This is a genomic window from Micromonospora sp. NPDC085948, assembly GCF_040686315.1.
Lineage (GTDB): Bacteria > Actinomycetota > Actinomycetes > Mycobacteriales > Micromonosporaceae > Micromonospora.
This window is the reverse complement of the sequence record NZ_JBFBJW010000005.1, coordinates 555009-574263: the sequence shown is the minus strand read 5'-3', so window position 1 is coordinate 574263 and position 19255 is coordinate 555009. Positions and strand designations below refer to the sequence as shown.

The window sequence follows — 19255 nt, the reverse complement described above, 5'->3', positions numbered from 1 at the left end:
GCCGCGCACAGCACCACCCGTGCGCTGTACGGCGCGTACAACGGCCCGCTCTACCAGGTCCGGCGCTCCTCGGACAACACCACCCGCGACATCGGCGTGCTGAGCGCGGGCGGCTACGCCGACGCCGCCACGCAGGACACGTTCTGCGCCAACACGAACTGCGTCATCACGATCATCTACGACCAGTCCGGCCGCAACAACCGCCTCACCCAGGCCATGGGTGGCGGCGTGCCGGGCCCCGGCCCTGGCGGGTCGGACAACCTTGCCGACGCGAAGGCGGCGCCGATCACGATCGGCGGCCAGAAGGCGTACGGGGTCTACATCGCTCCCGGCACCGGCTACCGCAACAACAACACCAACGGCATCGCGACCGGCGACCAGCCCGAGGGCATGTACGCCGTCCTCGACGGCACGCACTACAACAACGGGTGCTGCTTCGACTACGGCAACGCGCAGACGAACGCCATGGCCGACGACATCGGCATCATGGAGACCATCTACTTCGGCAACAACAAGGTGTGGGGCTACGGCGACGGCAACGGCCCCTGGATCATGATGGACATGGAATGGGGACTCTTCTCCGGAGTGAACCCGCGATACAACCCCATGGCGCCCATCAACCACCGCTTCGTGACCGCCATCGTCAAGGGCGAACCGAACCACTGGGCCATCCGGGGCGGCAACGCCCAGGCCGGCGGCCTGACGACCTACTTCGACGGACGCCGCCCCAACGGCTACCACCCGATGAAGAAGGAAGGCGCCATCCTGCTCGGCATCGGCGGCGACAACAGCAACACCGCCCGAGGCACCTTCTACGAGGGCGTGATGACCTCCGGCTACCCGACCGCGGCGACCGAGGACGCGGTGCAGGCCAACATCGCCGCCGCCGCGTACGCGCCGTCCGGTGGCGGTAACCCGACACAGAGCGTCCAACTCGTCGGTGCCCAGTCCAACCGCTGCGTCGACGTGCCGAACGGCACCACCACCAACGGCACCCAGGTCCAACTCTGGGACTGCGTCGGCAACACCGCCCAACGCTGGACCCACACGGCCGGCAAACAACTGCAGGTGTTGGGCAACAAGTGCCTCGACGCCAGCGGCCAGGGCACCACCAACGGCACCCAGGCCATCATCTGGGACTGCCACGGTGGCACCAACCAACAATGGAACATCAACTCCAACGGCACCATCACCGGCGTCCAGTCCGGGCTCTGCCTCGACGCCAGCGGCGCTGGGACCGCGAACGGCACCAAGCTCCTCCTCTGGGCCTGCAACGGGCAACAGAACCAGCGGTGGTCCACCCGCAGCTGATCCGTAGCACCACCCGATCGGCGGTGCCGCCTCCGCGAGTCTCACGGAGGCGGCACCGCCGGCGGTGCCGGCACCGGTCAGCGCGCGCTGCATCCCGGGCAGCGCGGCCTCGTTGATGGTGGCGACGGCCGTGACCTCGGGATGGGTCACGAGCAGCTGTTCCACGCACGCCTCGCCGGAGGCCGTGTCGTCGCCGCAGCAGACCTCCACCCCGGTCCGCCGCCGCCCGGAAACCGGTGAGCGCTCGATGGCTGGGGCCGTAACCCGCGGCCACCAACTCGGCGGAGCGGTTGACCAGGGCCACGTGCCGGTGCCCCAGATCGGCCAGGTGGTGCACGCAGCGGGCGATCAGCCCGGAATAGTCGATGTCGATCCAGCTCATGTCGTGCGGCTCGGCGATCCGCCCGATCGTGACGAACGGCAGACCGGCCTTGGTCAGGCGGGTCACCCGGCCGTCCTCCAAGCGGATCTCCATCAGGACCACACCGTCCACCCGGCGCCCTGTGACGATCCGCCGTTCAGCTCGTTCAGCTCGTTCAGCTCGTTCAGCTCGTTCTGCGCGTCGAGCGCACCGCACGGCCACCGCGCAACGTGACGCTCGCTCCGCGGCAGATGTGCGCAGTCGCTGGTCAGTTAACGGTCACGATGACCTTTCCGAGGGCGCGTCCCTCTCCAACGTGGGCCAACGCCTCGGGTACCTCGTCGAGGGTGAAGGCTCGGTCGATGTGGATGGCGAGGTCGCCCGTGGCGCAGAGGTCGGCCACCGGTTCGAAGTGGGTCGGCCCTTCCTTGACGGCGAGCACGCCCAGCCGGCGGTGTGTGAGTCGGCCGGCCGCGGCGCCGATCGTGAGTATGCGCAGCAGCGCCGAGACCGATCCGCCGACGCACCGGTAACGGCCGCCGGGGGCCAGTGCCCGGCGGTAGGCGAACACCGACCGGTGCGCGACCAAATCGAGGATGAGGTCGTACGGGCCGCTGCGGGTGAAGTCCTGGCTGCGGTAGTCGATCACCTTGTCCGCGCCGACCGAGCGCATGAAGTCGAGCTTGCCGGCGTTGTCGACGCCGGTCACCTGGGCGCCGAGTCGCTTGGCGAGCTGAATCGCGAATGAGCCCGATCCTCCGCCGGCACCGTTGATCAGGACCCGTTTCCCGGCTGCGGCGCCTTTGGTCCCCTGCCACGCGATTACGCCCGCCTGTGGGATCGCCGAGGCCTCGGCGAAGGTAAGGGCGGCGGGCTTGCGGGCCAGAACCGACTCGGGAGTGATCGCGTACTCGGCGAAACCGCCCTTGAGCATGAGGTTGTCGCCGTACACCTCGTCACCGGGTCGGAACCGGGTGACGGCCGGGCCCACCGCCTCAACCCATCCGGCAATGTCCGAGCCGAGCGTCCGGCGTGCCGGTGAGCGCAGCCCACCGATGCGCGAATACAGTGGTGAGCCTCGCAGGGTCTCCCAATCGCTCAGGTTGACCGAGGTCGCCGCGATCCTGACGAGCACCTGCCGGGCAGCGGGAGACGGCTTGGGGACTTCCTCGATCCGCAACACATCCGGGGACCCGTACCTGTCGTACACGATCGCTCTCATCCGCGTACCCCTAGCCCTTCGTGGAAATAGTCCAGCCGCAGTTACGTCCAAGGCCAGCAGGCTACGGCTCCTTGGTAGCACAGAGAGACGAGCGACTGACCGACAGAGGCTGCCGGCGACGGCGGGGTAGGTGTCCGAGGGCTCGGGGTGGTGGCGGGTCCAGGATGGGCGTTGAGTTCCGGTGCCGGAATCGTTTCTACTCCAGAACCAGCGCTGTGTTCGGGTACACGAGGGCGGCAAGGTGCTGGCCACCGTCGGCTTTGATCGCGGAGCCTTCGCCTGCGTGCTCAGCCGCGGGCGGGACCCGCGGCTGTTCGTCGTCGGCCAGGCGTGGGGTGGACCGGAGCCGTCGCACCCTAGCGGGAGGATGGTGGCGTTCCCGGCGCCCACACCGGGAGCCGGGAGACCTTGACCCGGACGCTACGCACACTCGGTCGGCGGCAGATCCGGATGTAGTCGCCGCCGTTCAGGTTTCCTGGCGTTTTGCCGCTGCTCCGGTAGAGCGCCTTTTACACGTCGCGCCCCACGACGACGGCGACGGATCGCGTCGATCGCCCGCGAACCAACCACCCGTCGCGCTGGTGGAACTGGGCGTCAACGCTCCAGCTTGGCATCCCGGCAGGTCTGTGGGGCGGACACCGGGTTGCAGCGTACGGCGATGCCACCGGGGAGCTCCGCCACGAAGTCGCTGTCGTACCGGGCAGCCATGCCCACGGTCGGAAAATCGGTCGTCACCAACTGGGCACCGCTGGCCAGGGCGACCTCCACCCGGCTGAACTCCTCGCTCTTCACCGTCCGCAGCGGCTCGTCCGAGCGGGTACGCACCAGATAACCCCGCTGAACGAGGTCCTGGATGACTGCTCCGTTGGCGCCCCGCGGGTCGTTCACCATCGTGACCGCCGCGTCCGGCGACCCGGGCGGCCCCTGGGTGAAGACGGCGCGGCCTTCCAGGCTGGGCCGGCCCTGCGTGTACATGTTGCGGATGCCGCCGGGGCCGCCGTTGTCGAAGAAGAACAGGACCTTCCCGCGCGCCCAGTCCAGTTTCGGCCAGCCGTACCGCAGCACCGACGCTTCCAGGGTCCTACCCGGTCGGCGCAGGTCGTCGGCGGTGATCAGCTGGTCTTCCGGGAAGACGGAGCGGATCTCGTCGTCGACGGCGTCCAGCAGGGTGGGGCTCCACGCCGGGCTCACCGCTCCGCCGAGGGCCTCCCACCGCTTGTCGGTTTGCTTCAGTTCGAGCTGGAGGATGATCGGCACGTGGCTCGGGTTGGCGGCGGACCAGGTCCGCACCTGCTCCAGACAGCTGACCAGGGTGCGGCAGCTGGTTCCGTAGTCCTGGTCGGCGACGTGAAGCACCTTCATGCCGGGCTTCGCCATGGCCGGATCGTCGATCGGGCCGAGCCCCGCCCGCTTCCGCGGGAGCGGGTGCCGGTAGAGCCCGCCCTCGGGGTCGGGCAGCAGGTCCAGTTCCAGGCCACGGACGCTCTGGCGGCCGAGCAGGTCGGGAATGGACGCGTGCGAGTAGAAACCCCACGACGGGTACCCGGGGTCGATCTTGAGCGATTCCTGCAGTTCGACGTCCTGTAGCTCACGGTGGTACGCGTTGTGCGCCCCCATGTATTGGATCTGGTTCATTCGCACGCCACCGGCGCCCCCGGCGCTTGACAGGCCGGCGGCTCGCACGTCCCCGAAGGTCCGAACAGCCAACGGCACGGCAGTGACGGCGATGGTGGTGACGACGGTCGCGGCCAGCGCGGCGACGCTCCTGGTCCTGACTCTCATGCAATCCCCCTCGACGGATTGCGGCAAGGCTAGGAAGCGAGGGTGTCCGGGCCGTAGCTGAGGCTCGCCAACGGCCATCGATACGATGAACCCTGCCAGAACGAGCGGCGCCAGTGATCCGGCCGCGTCACCTGGCACTCATGGCGCGCGCGGCGCCGCCTCGGCCAACACGGCGCCGAGCAGGGGGCGGCGGTGATGAACATGCCAACGGATCGCAGGTCCGGGGGCCTGCAGGCGCAGTCGAGTGCTTCTTCGGCGCTACCGGCGGTATGGCCGCTGGGCAGGAACGAGTCCTCGTGGCCGTTCTTGCTGGCTAGCTGGCGGCAGTAGCTCGGACGCTTGCCTGATTGGCGGTCTGGTCGGAGCATGAGGGAGCCTCGATCCTCCGTAGCGTGACGCTCGTGGAGGCGTCGAATATGACGACTCGGTTTGTGGGATTCGTCAGGGTAAGTCTGGCCGTGACGGTGCGATGATCAGTGGCGTCCTCTGAACCTGCGGTCAGCATTGGTGTGTCGATCCGTGATGGGCTGTCGCGGGTTACGCAGCGATCGTCCATGCACGCCCGGATCTCAGTCGGGCCAGGAAGGTGGCGTAGGTCTTCCAGATGGAAGACCACGCCGGCAGGGGCGTAGATGAGCGGGCAGGCGGCAGGTGGGGCCGGATTACATACGGTCACCGTGAGCAGTGATGTACTCGCGGCGACCAGGGGGCGATCTTCTGAACCTTGGACGTTGCCACGAACCCGCGGGTTGCGGCTGAGCCGCGGTTCCCGGGTTCGCACCCCCAGTCGGCACGTGCCCGTCCCGTGCCTCATCAGCACACGGGATCAACATGGTGCAGGGGAGTGGGCCTGGCGCAGGGGGAGTCGCTCGTACGGACCCGGCAGTACAGCAGCGATGTACAGCAACCGACGGAACCACACGGGGCCGCCACGACACCGACCGGGCTGTTGTGCAGCCGTGCCAACCGCACCCGACCACCTTGCCGAGGTCTGGGGGTCAAGGGGTCGTCGGTTCGAATCCGGCCGTCCCGACGCAGGTCAGAGGCCATTCGGATTCTTCCGGATGGCCATTTCTGATCTTGTATAGCAGCGAAGTACAGCAACGGCTCATTGGTCGAGGCTTTCGCCGAGCCGCGATGCTCCAGGACAAGGAGGCGCCCAGCCCGGTGCGGGCGGCACTTCGCGTCCAGCATGCCCATGCGCTCGCGACCGTCGGCGAGCACCGCAAGGCTATGCAGCTTCTGGACAGGGCGCACGACGGGGCGGCGGATCGCCGTCCGGGTAAGCCTGAAGGCGAGCACACCTCGTACTCCATGGGTGGCTACATCGAGGTTCACCGAGGCACCTGCTTGAGGATTGGGGCGCCGGCCGGACGAGGCGAATCGCGGTTCTCGATGCGTGCTGCCGTCGATGCCGTCGCTTCACCGCCAGGACTTCACCGCAGCCCTTCTGACCAAAGCCGCAGCCCATGTGGCGGCTGACCAAGCTGAGCAAGCGGCTGCCACGGCTCACATCGCGCTACCGATCGCCCGCCAAGCAGGCTCGCGCCGGATCCTGCACCAACTCGGCCAGATCGGCTCCGCTGGTGACGAGCACCGTCACCTGGCCGACGTTCGTGTGTTCCTCGACGACCTCATGGATGCCGCCTGATGGCGTCAGACCTCGAACTGTGTGCGATGCGGCAGGCCAGCACCCTCGCCGTTCTCGGGCTGGGCACGACGAGCCCGAACCCGCCCGTCGGGTGTGTGATCCTGGATCAGCGTGGAACGGTGGTGGGCGCGGGATCTCTCCGCCGTAAAGGGGAGCCGCACGCTGAAGCACACGCTCTCGACGCAGCGGGCGGTGCGGCTCGCGGCGGTACAGCCGTCGTCACGCTTGAACTATGCAACCGCGTCGGAGTCACGCCGGCTTGTCGTCATGAGTTGATCGACGCCGGCATCTCTCGGGTGGTCATCGCCGTCATCGACCCAACGTCTCGCGGCGACGGTCCTGCCGCAATGCTCATTGCCGCAGGCATCGAGGTCGAGACAGACGTGTTGCGCGGCGAAGCCTTGACCGTCCTTGAGCCGTGGTTGACGCGACGGTGCGCCGTAGGCCGTTCTTGACGTGGGCGTTTGCATCAGATGCCGGGCATCAAACGGCGGCGGAAGGACGACTCCTGCGCGACCTCCGCGCTAACGCGGACCTTGTCGTTGAGGGCAAGACCGTCGTTGGGGGCATTCCGGGAGGCCACGCTAGCGCGCACTTCGCGCTGCCCGGTGATGCCGACATCGGCACCGGCCTACCCAATTGGCTGTCAGCCGCCTGTGAAGCGGGCGTACGACGCGCGCTCGTCGTCGGTTACGAACACGACGCCGAGATGCGATCGCAGTTGCACGCGATCGACGAGCTCGTTGTCGCTGTGCCGCGAACCGACCCGTCTCGAGCGTTGCAAGTGGTCCACTCCGACCTCATACCGGCCGGTTTTGAACTGGTCGAGCTCGCTGCTGACGCGGACTCGTTGACGATCCGCATGCGCCGCTTGATGTAACGCCGAGCGTGGTGGCGACTCCGAATACCGGTGCCATGGGCGGCTCGCGGAGCCAGTGATAATTTTCACACCATCGTTGGATGCCGACCGCCTCCGGCTCGTGCCCCCTCGATCCGGCAGCATCACGCAGCGTGAGATGGGTCGTCGATCCGGTGAAGCCTGGAACCCGGCCGCCTCGCAGGCGGACGGCGGTGGATGCGGTGTCGGTCACGTTGCCCGTTCGACCTCCCTTCGATGCAGGGCATCCCACGGTGACGATCGCCGGTTTGGCAAATACGACTGGTCCGTCTCGCCACTTAGATCACTTATCGGTGTCAGACGTCCTCAAAAGATCAACGGTTCTACGGGCTGATGATCTCCCTGTCAAGACATTGAACGTCCACTCAGGATCTACGTAAGCTGCGCCGACTTTCTGATGGGGACACGGGGGTTTCGATGGATGAGCCGTTGGGCACGGGTGCGTTCGTTCCACTGACGCATGGAGCGTTCGCTCGTTGGGCGCGGCGGCTGGCGATGTTGTTGGCGTTGGTCCTGGCGGTGTCCATGTCGGACATACCGGCTCGGGTCGAGCAGCCGGCCGTGGCGGCACCAAAGGTGACAGCCCAGCCGACGCCGAAGCCAGCCTGTCCAGGCGACCGCCCAGACGAGGTGTCTGCGGCGGTGGCGGCTCGGTTCTGTGGCGGACGGGTGGAGGTGGCGAACCGGCGCTCGGAGACGACTCAGGTATTCGCCAACCCGGACGGCACGCTCACCGCGGAGCAGGCGCTGGCGCCGGTGCGGGTACGTCAAGGGGACAACACCTGGGTGCCGGTCGACCTCACCCTGCAGCGTCGGGCCGACGGCGTCGTCGTGCCGAAGGCGCACCCGCGTGGCCTGACCTTCGCCGGTGCCACCCCGGGCGCCGGGGAGCACGGGGTCGCCTCGCTCGGCAGCGGTGCCGAGCGTGCCGAGCTCGCGTGGCAGGGCCCACTGCCCGAGCCGGTGCTGAACGGGCGCACGATCACCTATCCGGATGTGCGGCCGGGCGTCGACCTGGTCTTTCACGCCCACGCCACCGGATATGAGCAGCACGTTGTGGTGAAGGACCGTGCCGGTCTGGCGCACGTGCGCACGCTGCAGCTGCCGCTGAGCACCGGGAAGCTCACCGCGGCTCGCGACGGCATGGGTGGCCTCGTCTTCAAGAATTCCCGCGGCGGTCAGGTCGGCCGGGCACAGACGCCGTTGATGTGGGACGCGGAGGTCTCCGCGCTCTCCGGCGAGCACGTCAACCGAGCTCCGGTGGCCCTGAGTACGACGGCTTCCGGTGGACGCACCGTCATGGAGTTGACCCCGGACAAGAACTTCCTCGCCCGGCCCGACCTGACGTTCCCGGTCACGATCGACCCGCCGACGTCGCTGTCGCCGTCGTTCGACGCGTTCGTGCAGAACGACTACGCCAGCGACCAGTCCGGTTCCAGTGACCTGAAGCTGGGTTACTCGAACGACGGTGGCACCTTCTACGCCCGGTCGTACCTGCGGTTCAACACCACCGGCTTCGCCGGCAGTCAGATCGCCAGCGCGAAGTTGCGGCTGTGGAACTACCACTCATGGTCGTGCAGTGCGGCGTCGTGGGAGGCCTGGCGCACTGACTTGGTTGACTCCTCCGTGCGGTGGACCAACCAGCCCGTCGCTCGGGAGAAGGTTGGCACCTCCACGGAGACCCGTGGCTACAACTCGTCCTGCGGCGACGGCTATGTCTACATTGAGGTCGGCGGCGCGCTACAGACTAGCGCGAACCTTGGCTGGACCACCGCAACTGTGATGCTGCGGGCCACCTCGGAGACCTCCACGGCGGGTTGGAAGCGCTTCGATTCCGCCGAGGGCACCCATCCGCCGCTGGTGAGCATCACCTACAACAGCGCCCCGTCCGCGCCGTCCGCCCTGGCGGTCGCTCCCTGTTACACCGCGTGCGGCTCCGGCGCGCAGACCTCGTCGCTGCGTCCGACGCTCTCGGCGAAGCTCGCCGACGCGAACGCCGGTCAGAGCTTGCAGGCCGAGTTCGTGGTGCGTAACAAGGTCACCCAGGCGGTGGTGAGTTCGTCTGGTCTGCGTTCTGGCAGCCCTGCCTGGTCGAACGGTTCGACTGCCTCGTGGCCCGTGCCGGTCGACCTCGCCAGCGGCTCCCAGTACGAGTGGCAGGTCCGCGCCAAGGACCCGTGGAACTACGGCGCATGGACGGCGTGGACGCCGTTGACGGTGGACACCGAGAAGCCGGGTGTGCCGTTCGTGGCCGCGACGATCTACCTCAACGATGGGCAGCCGCACGCTGGCGCTGCCCAGCCCGACACGTTCACCTTCACTCCTGCCAGCGGTAGCGCTGACCTCGCCGCGTTCGTCTACAAGTTCGATTACGACAGCGCGGCGACCACCGTGGCGGCGACCGGTGCGAAGTCGGTGACACTCGCACCCCGTGATGGCCACCGGACGCTGACCGTTCAGGCGAAGGACTCCGCCGGCAACCTGTCCAACCCCAACCTGTACGTCTTCGACGCGGGTAACGCCGCGCTCGCCGAGCCGCTGCCCGGCGCGACCGTCGTCAAGCGCACCAAGCTGCGGATCACCACCCCGGTCAGCGGCTACACCCGGACGTACTTCGAGTACCGGCGCGGGCCCGGCGGGGCGGCCCTGCCGGTGCCGTCGGCGAACCTGACCTCCGCCACCGGCGCGCCGGTCACGGCGACGGCCGCCAGTCCGGCCGCCCTGTCGGCGCTCGGCGGGTACGCGATCTGGAACGCCAGCGACACACTCGGCCTGATCGGCGGCGTCGTCGAGGTCCGGGCACACCTCTACACCGCCACCGGCACCACGCCCGCATACACCATCCCGTGGGTGCGGATTAGTGTCGACTCCAACGGAGACGGCGGCGCCGACGAGGAAGCCGGCCCCGGCTCGGTCAACCTTCTCACCGGTGACTATCTCCTTTCTGAAACCGACGTCGACGAGATGGGCCTGTCTGTCCGCCGCTCGTCCTCGTCGCGTAAGACGGCCGACGGTTACCAGCCGATGGCGCAGCGGCTCACCGCCAACCAGCAACAGGTCTCCGCCGACCTGACCGGCTTCGCGATCCCGGGCACCACTTCGGCAGCGCGCTCCACCACCCGCGGTCAAGGTGAGACCACGCCAGCCGACTCGTTGGAGATCACGCCGGTCACCGCGACCAGCAACGACACCTACGTCGCAGTCGGCGGAGACGATGGCGGCGGGCTGCGGCTCGGCATGACCGCTGGCAAGACGTACCGGATGACCGGCTGGATCAATGTGCCGTCCGCCACCGGGCTGGTTCCCGCGCACGTGGATCGGGGCTTGCGGATCGTCGGCTTCCACCGGGTGGGCACCACGTATAGCGAGGTCGCCTCGCCGATGGCCGGCTACACCGACGGCTGGCAGGAGTTGTCGGTAGATCTGACCGTCCCCGCCGGGGCGAACGAGGCGTTCTTCCGGCTCTACAACGGCATGCAGGGCGGCTCCGGCCGCAAGGTCTACTGGGACAACCTCTCCGTCACCGAGATCATTGCCCCGTTCGGCCCGTCCTGGACGGGCGGCGCCACCGGCGCCGTCGCCGAGGTGGACTACACCACACTCACTCTGCCCGAGCCCTCGCTCGTCCAGGTGCACACCGCAGACGGGGACTGGACCACCTTCGCCCGTAGCTCTGACGGGGTCACCTTCACCACTGAGCCCGGTGCCGAGGACCTGACGTTGAGCAAGGTCGGCAGCACCGCGTACCGGCTGACCGAGGTGAGCGGCACGGTCACCGAGTTCACCCAGCAAGGCGGTACGTGGGCAGCGACGTCGAGTTGGACGGCAGAGACGGGCACCACGGCACGGTATGTATACGACACCGCCGGTAGCCGCCTACTGCTGAAGAAGGTAATCAATCCGGTTGAACCCGGCGTCGGTGATTGCACTACCGCTACCCCAGCACGCGGCTGCGAGGTTCTGGAGTACGAGTACGCCACGACGACCACCTCCGGGCTGAGCCAGAGCGTCTTCGGCGACGTCGTGGACCGCATCACCGCAATGAAGCTGTGGCTGTGGGACAGCGAAGCCAGCGCGATGACGGCCGTCACGGTGGTGCGGTACGCATACGACAACCTGGGCCAACTCCGCGAGGTGTGGGATCCCAGGATCTCCCCGGTCCTGAAGACTGCCTACGAGTACTCGGCCGGCCGTGTCGTCCGGACGACACCCGCAGGCCAACTCCCGTGGAACTTCGACTACGGCAATCCGGACGTCGACTCCGCCGCACTGCGCTGGGACCTCGACGCAGGCTCCGGCACCAGCGCCGTCGACTCCTCCGGCGCAGGTCGTACCGGCACCATGGCCTCCGGGGTGTACTGGACGCAGGGCAGCCACGCGGCGGACAACCCGGGTGACCGGAGCGCCAGCTTCACCGGCGGCGCCGGTCAGCAAATCAGCGCCACTGGTACTGCTCTCTCCAATACCTCCTCCTACACCGTCTCCGCGCGGGTGCGCCTGACCGACAAGTCCGTCAACCGCACCGCCGTCTCCAAGGACGGATCGCGCACCAGCGGTCTCTTCCTTAATTACGTCGCCGCCGACGATCGGTGGGCGTTCTCGCGGGTTAGCGCCGACAGCGACAGCGCCACGCCGATACGGGCCAGCTCGAACACCGCACCGGTACTCGGGAAGTGGACCCATCTGACCGGCGTCTACGACACCGCCAGCGGCCAGATGAAGCTCTACGTGGACGGTGTGCGGCAGACCACCACTGCCGCGGTCGGTGGCTGGAACGCCGCCGGGGGGTACGTGGTTGGCCGCGCTAAGTGGGCTGGCGCCGCCTCGAACATCTGGCACGGCGGTATCGACGACGTCCGCATCTACGGCAAGGCGCTCACCGACGCTCAGGTCGCCGACCTGGCCGGCGACGAGAACGCCGGCCGCCTGCTCAAGGCACGCCGGGCTGCGCTGCAGCAGGGATCTAAGACGGCCACTGACGGAGAGACCGCCACCAGCATCGTGTACCACGTGCCGCTCACCCAAGGCACCGGTGGCCCCTACAACCTGGATGCTGCCAGCGTCGCGACCTGGGGGCAGACGGACGTGCCCACCGACGCGACGGCCGTCTTCGAGTTGCAGGACGACCCGGGTCGCCACAGCGCGACTCCTTCTGCTCCCGGGTCGGGTGGCTACCGCTACGCCAGCTTGTTCTACCTCAACGCAGGGGGCCGTGAGGTAAATGCGGCCACGCCCGGCGGGCACATCGACACACAGGAGTACGACCGATTCGGCAACGTCGTCCGCACGCTGGAGGCGACGGACCGAGAACTAGCCCTCGGCACGCTGCCCAACGCCGCCACCTACCTTGCGGAGCTGGGACTGGCTGCGTCCGACTCGGCCAGCCGGGCGCTGGCCCTTTCGACCGTGAACAAGTACAGCGCAGACGGTCTGGACCACGTCGACACCCTGGGGCCGACCTCGACGATGATGCTGGAAAGGCCGGTCGCGGACCCGGACGGTGCCGGGCCGCTCACCGCCATCTCCGCCAGATCCACGGTGATCGGCCGGGTGCACACGGTGAAGAAGTACGACGAGAACAAGCCCGACGGCGCCACGTACCACCTCTTGACGACCGAGACGGAGAGCGTTCAGGTTGTCGGCTACCCGGACAGTGACACGCGGACGAGTCGCAGCGGGTATGGCGCGGAGTTCGGTGGTGCCTCGGGCTGGACGTTGCAAAAGCCGACGAAGGTCGTAGTGGAGGGTGGCGAAGGCGAGGAACTCGCCTCGTACACCGTTTACGACGCGGCCGGACGTGTCACGCGTACGCGGGGCATCGGCTCCACTGGCTCGGACGCGTATGCGCAGGAAGAGATCTACTACACCGCGGGAGCAAATCCACAGGACAACTTGTGCGGCAACCGGCCTGAGTGGGCAGGTGAACTGTGCGTCAGTCGTCCGGTCGGTGCGGTGACGGGGCACGATCCAGCTCGGATGAGCGCGACGCTGCCCGTGCGGCGGGCCACCCGCTATAACTCCTACCGCAAAGAGGAAGTGGTTACGGAGACCGTTGGCAGCGCGATCCGGACGACCACCACTAGCTACGACGGCGCCAGCCGAGTGGTCGGTGTCGAGGTCACCAGCAACCAGGGCGTGGCGGCCGGGAGGTCGGTCACCAGCTACGACGCGACCAGCGGTGCAATCGCCAGCACCACGACGGATAGCTCCGTCATCTCCCGCGAGTACGACATGCTCGGCCGGTTGGTCCGCTACGCCGACGCCGATGGCGGCGTGACGATCAAGGAGTACGACCGGTCCGGCAACACGGTGAAGACGTCGAATCCGACGGGTCACGTCACGTTCCAGTACGACCGGACGGTGGAACCGAGGGGTTTGCTGACCAGCAGTTCGGACAGCGTCGCCGGCACGTTCACCGCTCGCTACGCTCCCGATGGCCAGCTCGTCCAGATGACCTACCCCGGTGGTCTGACTCGGACGGACCGGCTGAACGCGAACCTCACGCCAGTGGAACGTACGTACACCCGCGACTCCGACGGTGAAGTGCTGTTCACCGAGTCGGTGAATGAGAACGTCGCCGGCCAATGGGTTGAGCATGCCTACACCGGTGGCAGCAAGGAACACGGCTACGATCGTGCGGGCCGGTTGGTCCGTACCCGCCACGAAAGCCCCATCACCGGTGGCTGTGTAACCCGGGTCTACGCCTACGACGAGCGCAGCAACCGCACCTCCCTCAAGCGTTACGCACCGAATGCCGAAGGAGGGTGTCAGGAGGCGGCGGCGGAGTCGCAGAGTGGGCACAGTTACGACACCGCCGACCGGATGACCGACGCTGGGTACGAGTACGACGCGTTCGGTCGGACGGTACGGATGCCCAGCGGCCTCACTAACAGCTTCCACGTCAACGACCTGGTGCAGCAACAGCAGCTCGGAGATGCACGGCAGACGTGGACGCTGGACCCGGCGCAGCGGTTCCGTGCCTTCACCGCCGAGACGCTTGTCGACAGTGTCTGGGGAGCTGCCACTACCAAGGTCAACCATTACGGTGACGACTCGGACGAGGTCCATTGGGTGGTCGAGAACGCCCAGGGTGTTGTCACCCGGAACGTGTCCGGTCCGGACGGCGATCTGGCGGCGACGACCACGGCCACCGGCGATGTACGGCTGCAGTTGGTGGGACTGCATGGTGACGTCATCAGCACCATCGACCCCGCCCTCACCGAGCCCGAGCTGCTGGACTATGAGGAGTTCGGGGTCCCGATAGCGGGGCAGGCCGACCAGCGGTACGGCTGGCTCGGCGGCAAGCAACGCTCCGGCGATGGGCTCGACGACGTCATCCTGATGGGTGTCCGCCTGTACAACCCGCACACCGGCCGCTTCCTGTCCGTCGACCCTGTGCAGGGTGGCTCGGCAAACGACTACGACTACGCCAATCAGGACCCCGTCAACGTCACGGACCTGGATGGACGGTGTCCAATGTGTGTACCCGTCGCCATCCTCGGCGTTCGGGTGGCAGCCCAGTACGCGGCACGACGGGCGGCGCAGCGCGCCGCAGCACGGTCGACAGCCCGGAACAAGCGGATCCGAAAGGTAGCTGGTCGGCCACCGGCCCGGCCCAACGGCTCGTCGGCCCACCGCAACAGCAACAATTACCGAGGTCGTAGCTGGGGTTATCAGATCAACCACACCGATTCGCGGGGTCGCGAGCGGGTCTACAAGTACGGGATCACCAGTGCTTGGCCGCCCATCCTTCGGGCCAGCATCAGCCGGTACCAGTGCGCCAAGAAGTATCGAAACTGCCGCATCCGGAAGATCAAATCGTTCCCCACCCGCTATCACGCCCGCGTATGGGAGTATCGCAGCTGCCTGACCTACGTGATTCGCTACGGCTCGCGCCCGCCGGGCATGTCCCGGTCCTGCCGGTAAGGTCGGCCCCTGTGAACTTCTGGTTGTCCGTTCAGCCCCGCGACGCACCGCGCGATATTGGCGTGGACGTCGCGGGGTACCAGGACCGCGTACACAATCTCGCTGCCTTGATCGAGGTGGCGTTGCAACGGACGGTCGACGGTGGAAAGTGGCTGCGGCGATCCTTCCCGGCCCGCAGCTACCTTCGGCTCGACATCACCGTTCACGGCGGGCCGGGGCCGTCGGTCCAACACGTACGGACACGGGGGCACGGTGGCGCCAAGGAAATCGGCTACCTGGTACAGGTGCCGGTGGCGTGGTTCGACGTGCCCGGGGACGGCTTGCTGGCGATCCGGATGATTCGGGCGCTGCTGGGCGCCTTGACGGCCGTCGGCGCCGAGCAGGGCCTCGGAGCGCCACCGGTGCGCTCCCCGGAATCCGACCCGGGGCGGCCGGAACTTGTGGATCTCTTCGCGCCGCCCGCCGACCGACCCGCAGGCGCCGGGGCGGCCGCCGACCAGGTCCGAGAGATCATCGACGGGATCGAGCCGGACCAGTTGGTGCTCGCTGCGACCGTGCCTGCGACGCGTGCGGTAGGGCGCGACCGGGAAACGGTCGTCCGGGCGCTGGGCAGTGTGGTGCGGGAGACCGAGGTACGAACGGCCGGAGAGGAGGGGGTACGCATATGGGTGATTCAACGGGACGGTTGAACTGGCGAATCGGGTCGGAGAGTCTGGACCTGGCGGCGGCGGGGCCACTACGGGACGCCGTGACGGCGGCCGATCACTGGTTCACGGTGCTCGGCAGCATCGTCAACGCGACGCTCTCACAGGACCTCACGCTCGAGGTGGTGACGGGTGACGATGATGGGGTGTTGACGGACGTTGTGGCACCGGGCACCACACGAATCGTTCTGCCCCGTTCGATGGTCGACACCGAGCAGCTGCGGGTGTCCCTCCTCGACAGCGTCCTGGCCGTCGTGGCCGCAGCAGCCGAGACGGCTGGTCGGACGTCGGAGATCTGGAAGCGCCCGGATGATTACGCGGACGACGATGAAGACAATCTCGCCGTGGAGCTGGACAGCCTCGAACCAGAGGATGTCCTCCTCGCCGGCCGCCTGGACGGCACTGCTGTGGACGAGCTGGCCCGGTTCCACCAGCTCGACGACTACGTGGTCGAGCGGGTCGACGCTTCGGGGGTAGCCGAGGTCACCGACACCGAGGCCGGCTGTGCCAGCGTCTCCTGGCAGATGCGTCTCACCGACTGCTGATCCTCCCGGCCCTCGCCGACGGGTTTGGTCGGCGGGACGCTCCAGTTGGTTGCCGAGCGTCGCGACGGTCGGTGGCGCCGTCGTCACAGCGGATCCTCGGCAATCTTCTACCGGGAATTTGGGTTTCTCCGGAGGGTGGCCGCGGGGTTCGATCCCCGCGGCCACTGAACTCTCCCGGGTTTCAAGCCACCAGGCGGATCACTGGGTGGTCAGCCGCGTAATCCGGCAACCTCGCCCCACGGCGATCGGAACATCACCACCGACGAGGACCGCCCCGCCGGTGCGCTGTCGTGCCCCACCGTGCAACGGGTTCGGGTGGGTCCAGCCGTTCGAGGTGGGGTCAGGTGCAGTAGTCATGTGCGGGTGGCTCCCGCGCTGATCGACCGTGTTCGCACCTACGAATGGCCCCGCCAGCCCGGCGCAGAGCGGCCCGTTCCGGGGCCGATGACCCAACGGCGCCCAACAGTGGTGGGACTGGTCGCGCGAACACCCACCCTGCTCCTGTTCGGCCCCCGCGCACCTGCAAGGCCCCGGGTCTGGTCGTCCACGACTCGCGGATCTTCCCTGGCCAACAGCATCCAACAGGGCCGTGAGCTGGGCTGCTGGTGTCCTGCGCTCTGCCAACGCCGGCTCCGGCCTGGTTGTTGGGTGTTGGGTGGTGGTGCCTTGTGAGCAGGCGCAACAGGCGCCCGCCCCCGATCGTGTCGTCCCGGACTGTTCGGTGGCTGTGCGCGGATGAACGTCGCGCGCCGCCGTCACGGTGCCGCGCCCGAGAGCTTCGCGAGGGGTGTCTATGTCTGCTCGATCCTGGCCGTCGTCGCCGCTGGCCGCGGCCGGCCGTGCCTTCGCCCTGCTGGTCCAGCCACCCACTCATGTCGGATTCGACGCTCGAGGATTCGACGGCCTGCCGGACGAGATCCTGTCGTTGGATCGGTTGCGGGCGCTGCTGCTGGAGCCGCGTACCAGCGTCGAGTTCCGCGATGCGGTGTGGCGTGAACTGATTGTCCGCGCTCGTCGGGACGGCCCGGCCTGGGTGGTGGTCGCGGTCGGAGTCGCGCTGCCCGAGAGGCTTACGTCCGGATCTGTGGGGGACGGCGGGTGACATCCCCGCCGTGTACCCGGCAGTGGGTTACGAGCATTTCCGCGTTACGGGGTCACTGCCAGGTGGCTGTCTCCGGGTCGATCCCGTGAGTGCGAGCGCACTCGTCGATGCTCTGCCGAAACCAGGAGGCTAGCCCGACCCGGATTCCGTCGTAGTGGGCGGAGAAGCCGGGGTCGGACTCGAACATTCTTCCCAGACACACCTGCATCTGTCGCGTGAGCGGGAAGAAGTTCGAGAATACTTCGCGGTGGCGTTCGATGAGCGAGTTCGCTTCTGGGGTGCCCGGAATGACCCCCTGATCAAGGGCGTTGCCGAGATCGAGCTGCAACGTGGACATCGCCGCGGAGAGCGACTGCCATTGCTCCCGGGTGCGAAAAGCTGCCCGCTCGGCGAACTGCGCCCATTGCACAGTATCCCCCCACACAGTGCGGGCATGTCGGGCTCGATGGGCGCCCCAGTCCGCCCCGAAGACCTCCGACTGCGCTTCATCGCTGAGGAGGATCCCCCGCTCGTGAGCCTCGGTCATCCGTTCCAGGCGCGCGTCGAGCTGCTGCAGTTCCTGGATGCGCTCGGCGAGCTGGGCACGCTGCTCACGCAAGGTAGCGCTGATCTCCGCTGTCGCGTCATCGAGAATCTCACGCACCGCGTCCAGCCCGAGGCCGGCCTCCCGGTATGCGACGATTCGATCCAGCCGTTGCAGGTCCGCGTCGGTGTACTGGCGATAGCCGGCGGTGGTGCGCATGGACGGCGACGCCAAGCCGATCTCGTCCCAATGATGAAGCGTGCGGACGGTCACCCCCGCCAGCTCAGCGGCCTCGCCGACCGTGACACAGTCAGGGATGTCTCGTTCGCGTTCACCCATGGACACCATTGTGACCCTTCTCTTCCGATCCTGGTGCGACGATTCCGACCGAGGCGAGATCACGCGCTTCTTGGCTGTCGGGATCGAACTCCAGCGCCGCGGTGAACACGACCCGCGCACCCTCGGGGGTGATCACCTCGACGTCGCGAGTACGCCACGGCGTATCCCGCGGCCCGGTAACGCTGCCCGGCACGAGATCCGAACACGCCTCGGCGAGGGCATCGACCTCGCTCAGCACGCACAAGAAGCTCACGCTCATCGCCGGCACTCCGGGCGCCTCGGCACCGGCCGCCGCAGGAACGAGCAGCACATCCTGGAACGCCCACCGGCGCAGGTGGACCACCTGCCCCGGGATGCTGAACAGCTCGACAAAGCCGAACCCCCGCACCCAGAAATCCGTCGACGCCGCCAAGTCCGACGTCGGAACCGTCACGAACACCGGCATCGCGTAGATGCCGCGGAACACCTCTGGCGCAACCGCCTTCGGTCCACGCTCGGATACGGGGCCCATCTCGAATGCGTTGAAGAAATCATTCACGCGGGCTACCGTCCCCCCTCACGCAGCGTGAGGGTCAAGCCCAATCCGAGAACAACAAGCTGTGCGTGTCCGGATCTGCCGCAGACAATGCGCGCTGCCGGCTGGTACCCCGGTGACTGCCCGTAACCAGCCCTCACCGCCCTGGACGTCCTACCTCGCGGAGAAGGTGACTCGGGTCGCGCTGTCGGCCTCTTTCCCCATGCGCACATCCTGCTGGACGACCGCTCATCGGCCAGTCTTGGCGCCGCCTGCCCTTCCTCGCGTGACGCTGCCTAGCGGACGGATCGCGGCAGATGTGCGCACCTGATCGAGCGTGCGTCTGGACGCAAGAATCACGGGTGTGCCGGGTCAGC

General features: G+C 67.6%; 13 protein-coding genes. 9 read left to right on the top strand and 4 right to left on the bottom strand.

What is annotated here, in order from left to right; translation table 11 throughout:
* Together AB0O48_RS17480 and AB0O48_RS17475 are read left to right on the top strand one after the other, a co-directional pair.
* A partial coding sequence (locus AB0O48_RS17480; protein ID WP_365066674.1) for an arabinofuranosidase catalytic domain-containing protein occupies positions 1 to 1311 on the top strand: 1311 nt, incomplete at its 5' end.
* Between the two features lie 64 nt (positions 1312 to 1375).
* Positions 1376 to 1906: a hypothetical protein gene (locus AB0O48_RS17475; protein ID WP_365066672.1), complete on the top strand. Its 531-nt coding sequence runs from the start codon at positions 1376 to 1378 to the stop codon at positions 1904 to 1906.
* 34 nt (positions 1907 to 1940) lie between these two features.
* Here AB0O48_RS17475 and AB0O48_RS17470 read toward each other — a convergent pair whose 3' ends face one another.
* Positions 1941 to 2894 (bottom strand): NAD(P)-dependent alcohol dehydrogenase, encoded by a 954-nt coding sequence (locus AB0O48_RS17470; RefSeq protein ID WP_365066669.1) that lies wholly within the window; start codon positions 2892 to 2894, stop codon positions 1941 to 1943.
* Positions 2895 to 3488: 594 nt separating this feature from the next.
* A complete protein-coding gene (locus AB0O48_RS17465) occupies positions 3489 to 4676 on the bottom strand; it encodes a phosphatidylinositol-specific phospholipase C1-like protein (protein WP_357256191.1) in 1188 nt (395 codons plus the stop codon).
* Between the two features lie 1399 nt (positions 4677 to 6075).
* Here AB0O48_RS17465 and AB0O48_RS17460 point away from each other — a divergent pair.
* The 7 genes from AB0O48_RS17460 to AB0O48_RS17430 all read left to right on the top strand — a co-directional run bounded on the left by AB0O48_RS17460 (position 6076) and on the right by AB0O48_RS17430 (position 17502).
* Entirely contained in the window at positions 6076 to 6327 is a 252-nt protein-coding gene (locus tag AB0O48_RS17460; RefSeq protein ID WP_365066666.1) for a hypothetical protein, read from the top strand.
* Positions 6327 to 6782 (top strand): hypothetical protein, encoded by a 456-nt coding sequence (locus AB0O48_RS17455; RefSeq protein WP_365066664.1) that lies wholly within the window; start codon positions 6327 to 6329, stop codon positions 6780 to 6782. Before AB0O48_RS17460 ends, AB0O48_RS17455 begins: the two co-directional genes overlap by 1 nt.
* Positions 6746 to 7207: a hypothetical protein gene (locus AB0O48_RS17450; RefSeq protein WP_365066661.1), complete on the top strand. Its 462-nt coding sequence runs from the start codon at positions 6746 to 6748 to the stop codon at positions 7205 to 7207. Before AB0O48_RS17455 ends, AB0O48_RS17450 begins: the two co-directional genes overlap by 37 nt.
* 660 nt (positions 7208 to 7867) lie before the next feature.
* On the top strand, positions 7868 to 15151 hold the full coding sequence (locus AB0O48_RS17445) for a LamG-like jellyroll fold domain-containing protein (protein ID WP_365066658.1): 7284 nt from the start codon (positions 7868 to 7870) through the stop codon (positions 15149 to 15151).
* A 62-nt stretch (positions 15152 to 15213) separates the two neighbouring features.
* Positions 15214 to 15840: a hypothetical protein gene (locus AB0O48_RS17440; protein ID WP_357256181.1), complete on the top strand. Its 627-nt coding sequence runs from the start codon at positions 15214 to 15216 to the stop codon at positions 15838 to 15840.
* Complete coding sequence (locus AB0O48_RS17435; RefSeq protein ID WP_357256179.1) at positions 15816 to 16400, top strand: hypothetical protein; 585 nt, start codon at positions 15816 to 15818, stop codon at positions 16398 to 16400. The genes AB0O48_RS17440 and AB0O48_RS17435 overlap by 25 nt, the downstream gene beginning before the upstream one ends.
* Positions 16401 to 17193: 793 nt before the next feature.
* On the top strand, positions 17194 to 17502 hold the full coding sequence (locus tag AB0O48_RS17430) for a hypothetical protein (RefSeq protein WP_365066654.1): 309 nt from the start codon (positions 17194 to 17196) through the stop codon (positions 17500 to 17502).
* 52 nt (positions 17503 to 17554) lie between these two features.
* Here AB0O48_RS17430 and AB0O48_RS17425 read toward each other — a convergent pair whose 3' ends face one another.
* Both AB0O48_RS17425 and AB0O48_RS17420 read right to left on the bottom strand, forming a co-directional pair.
* Positions 17555 to 18364: a MerR family transcriptional regulator gene (locus tag AB0O48_RS17425; protein ID WP_357570506.1), complete on the bottom strand. Its 810-nt coding sequence runs from the start codon at positions 18362 to 18364 to the stop codon at positions 17555 to 17557.
* Positions 18357 to 18902, bottom strand: a complete 546-nt coding sequence (locus tag AB0O48_RS17420; RefSeq protein ID WP_365066650.1) for a hypothetical protein — start codon at positions 18900 to 18902, stop codon at positions 18357 to 18359. The genes AB0O48_RS17425 and AB0O48_RS17420 overlap by 8 nt, the downstream gene beginning before the upstream one ends.
* Between the last annotated feature and the right edge of the window lie 353 nt (positions 18903 to 19255).

Bases quoted from the DNA above. Each gene is read 5' to 3' on its own strand.
- AB0O48_RS17455 (WP_365066664.1), top strand. From the start codon at position 6,327: ATGGCGTCAGACCTCGAACTGTGTGCGATGCGGCAGGCCAGCACCCTC.
- AB0O48_RS17430 (WP_365066654.1), top strand. From the start codon at position 17,194: ATGTCTGCTCGATCCTGGCCGTCGTCGCCGCTGGCCGCGGCCGGCCGT.
- AB0O48_RS17470 (WP_365066669.1), bottom strand. From the start codon at position 2,894: ATGAGAGCGATCGTGTACGACAGGTACGGGTCCCCGGATGTGTTGCGG.
- AB0O48_RS17435 (WP_357256179.1), top strand. From the start codon at position 15,816: ATGGGTGATTCAACGGGACGGTTGAACTGGCGAATCGGGTCGGAGAGT.
- AB0O48_RS17425 (WP_357570506.1), bottom strand. From the start codon at position 18,364: ATGGGTGAACGCGAACGAGACATCCCTGACTGTGTCACGGTCGGCGAG.
- AB0O48_RS17465 (WP_357256191.1), bottom strand. From the start codon at position 4,676: ATGAGAGTCAGGACCAGGAGCGTCGCCGCGCTGGCCGCGACCGTCGTC.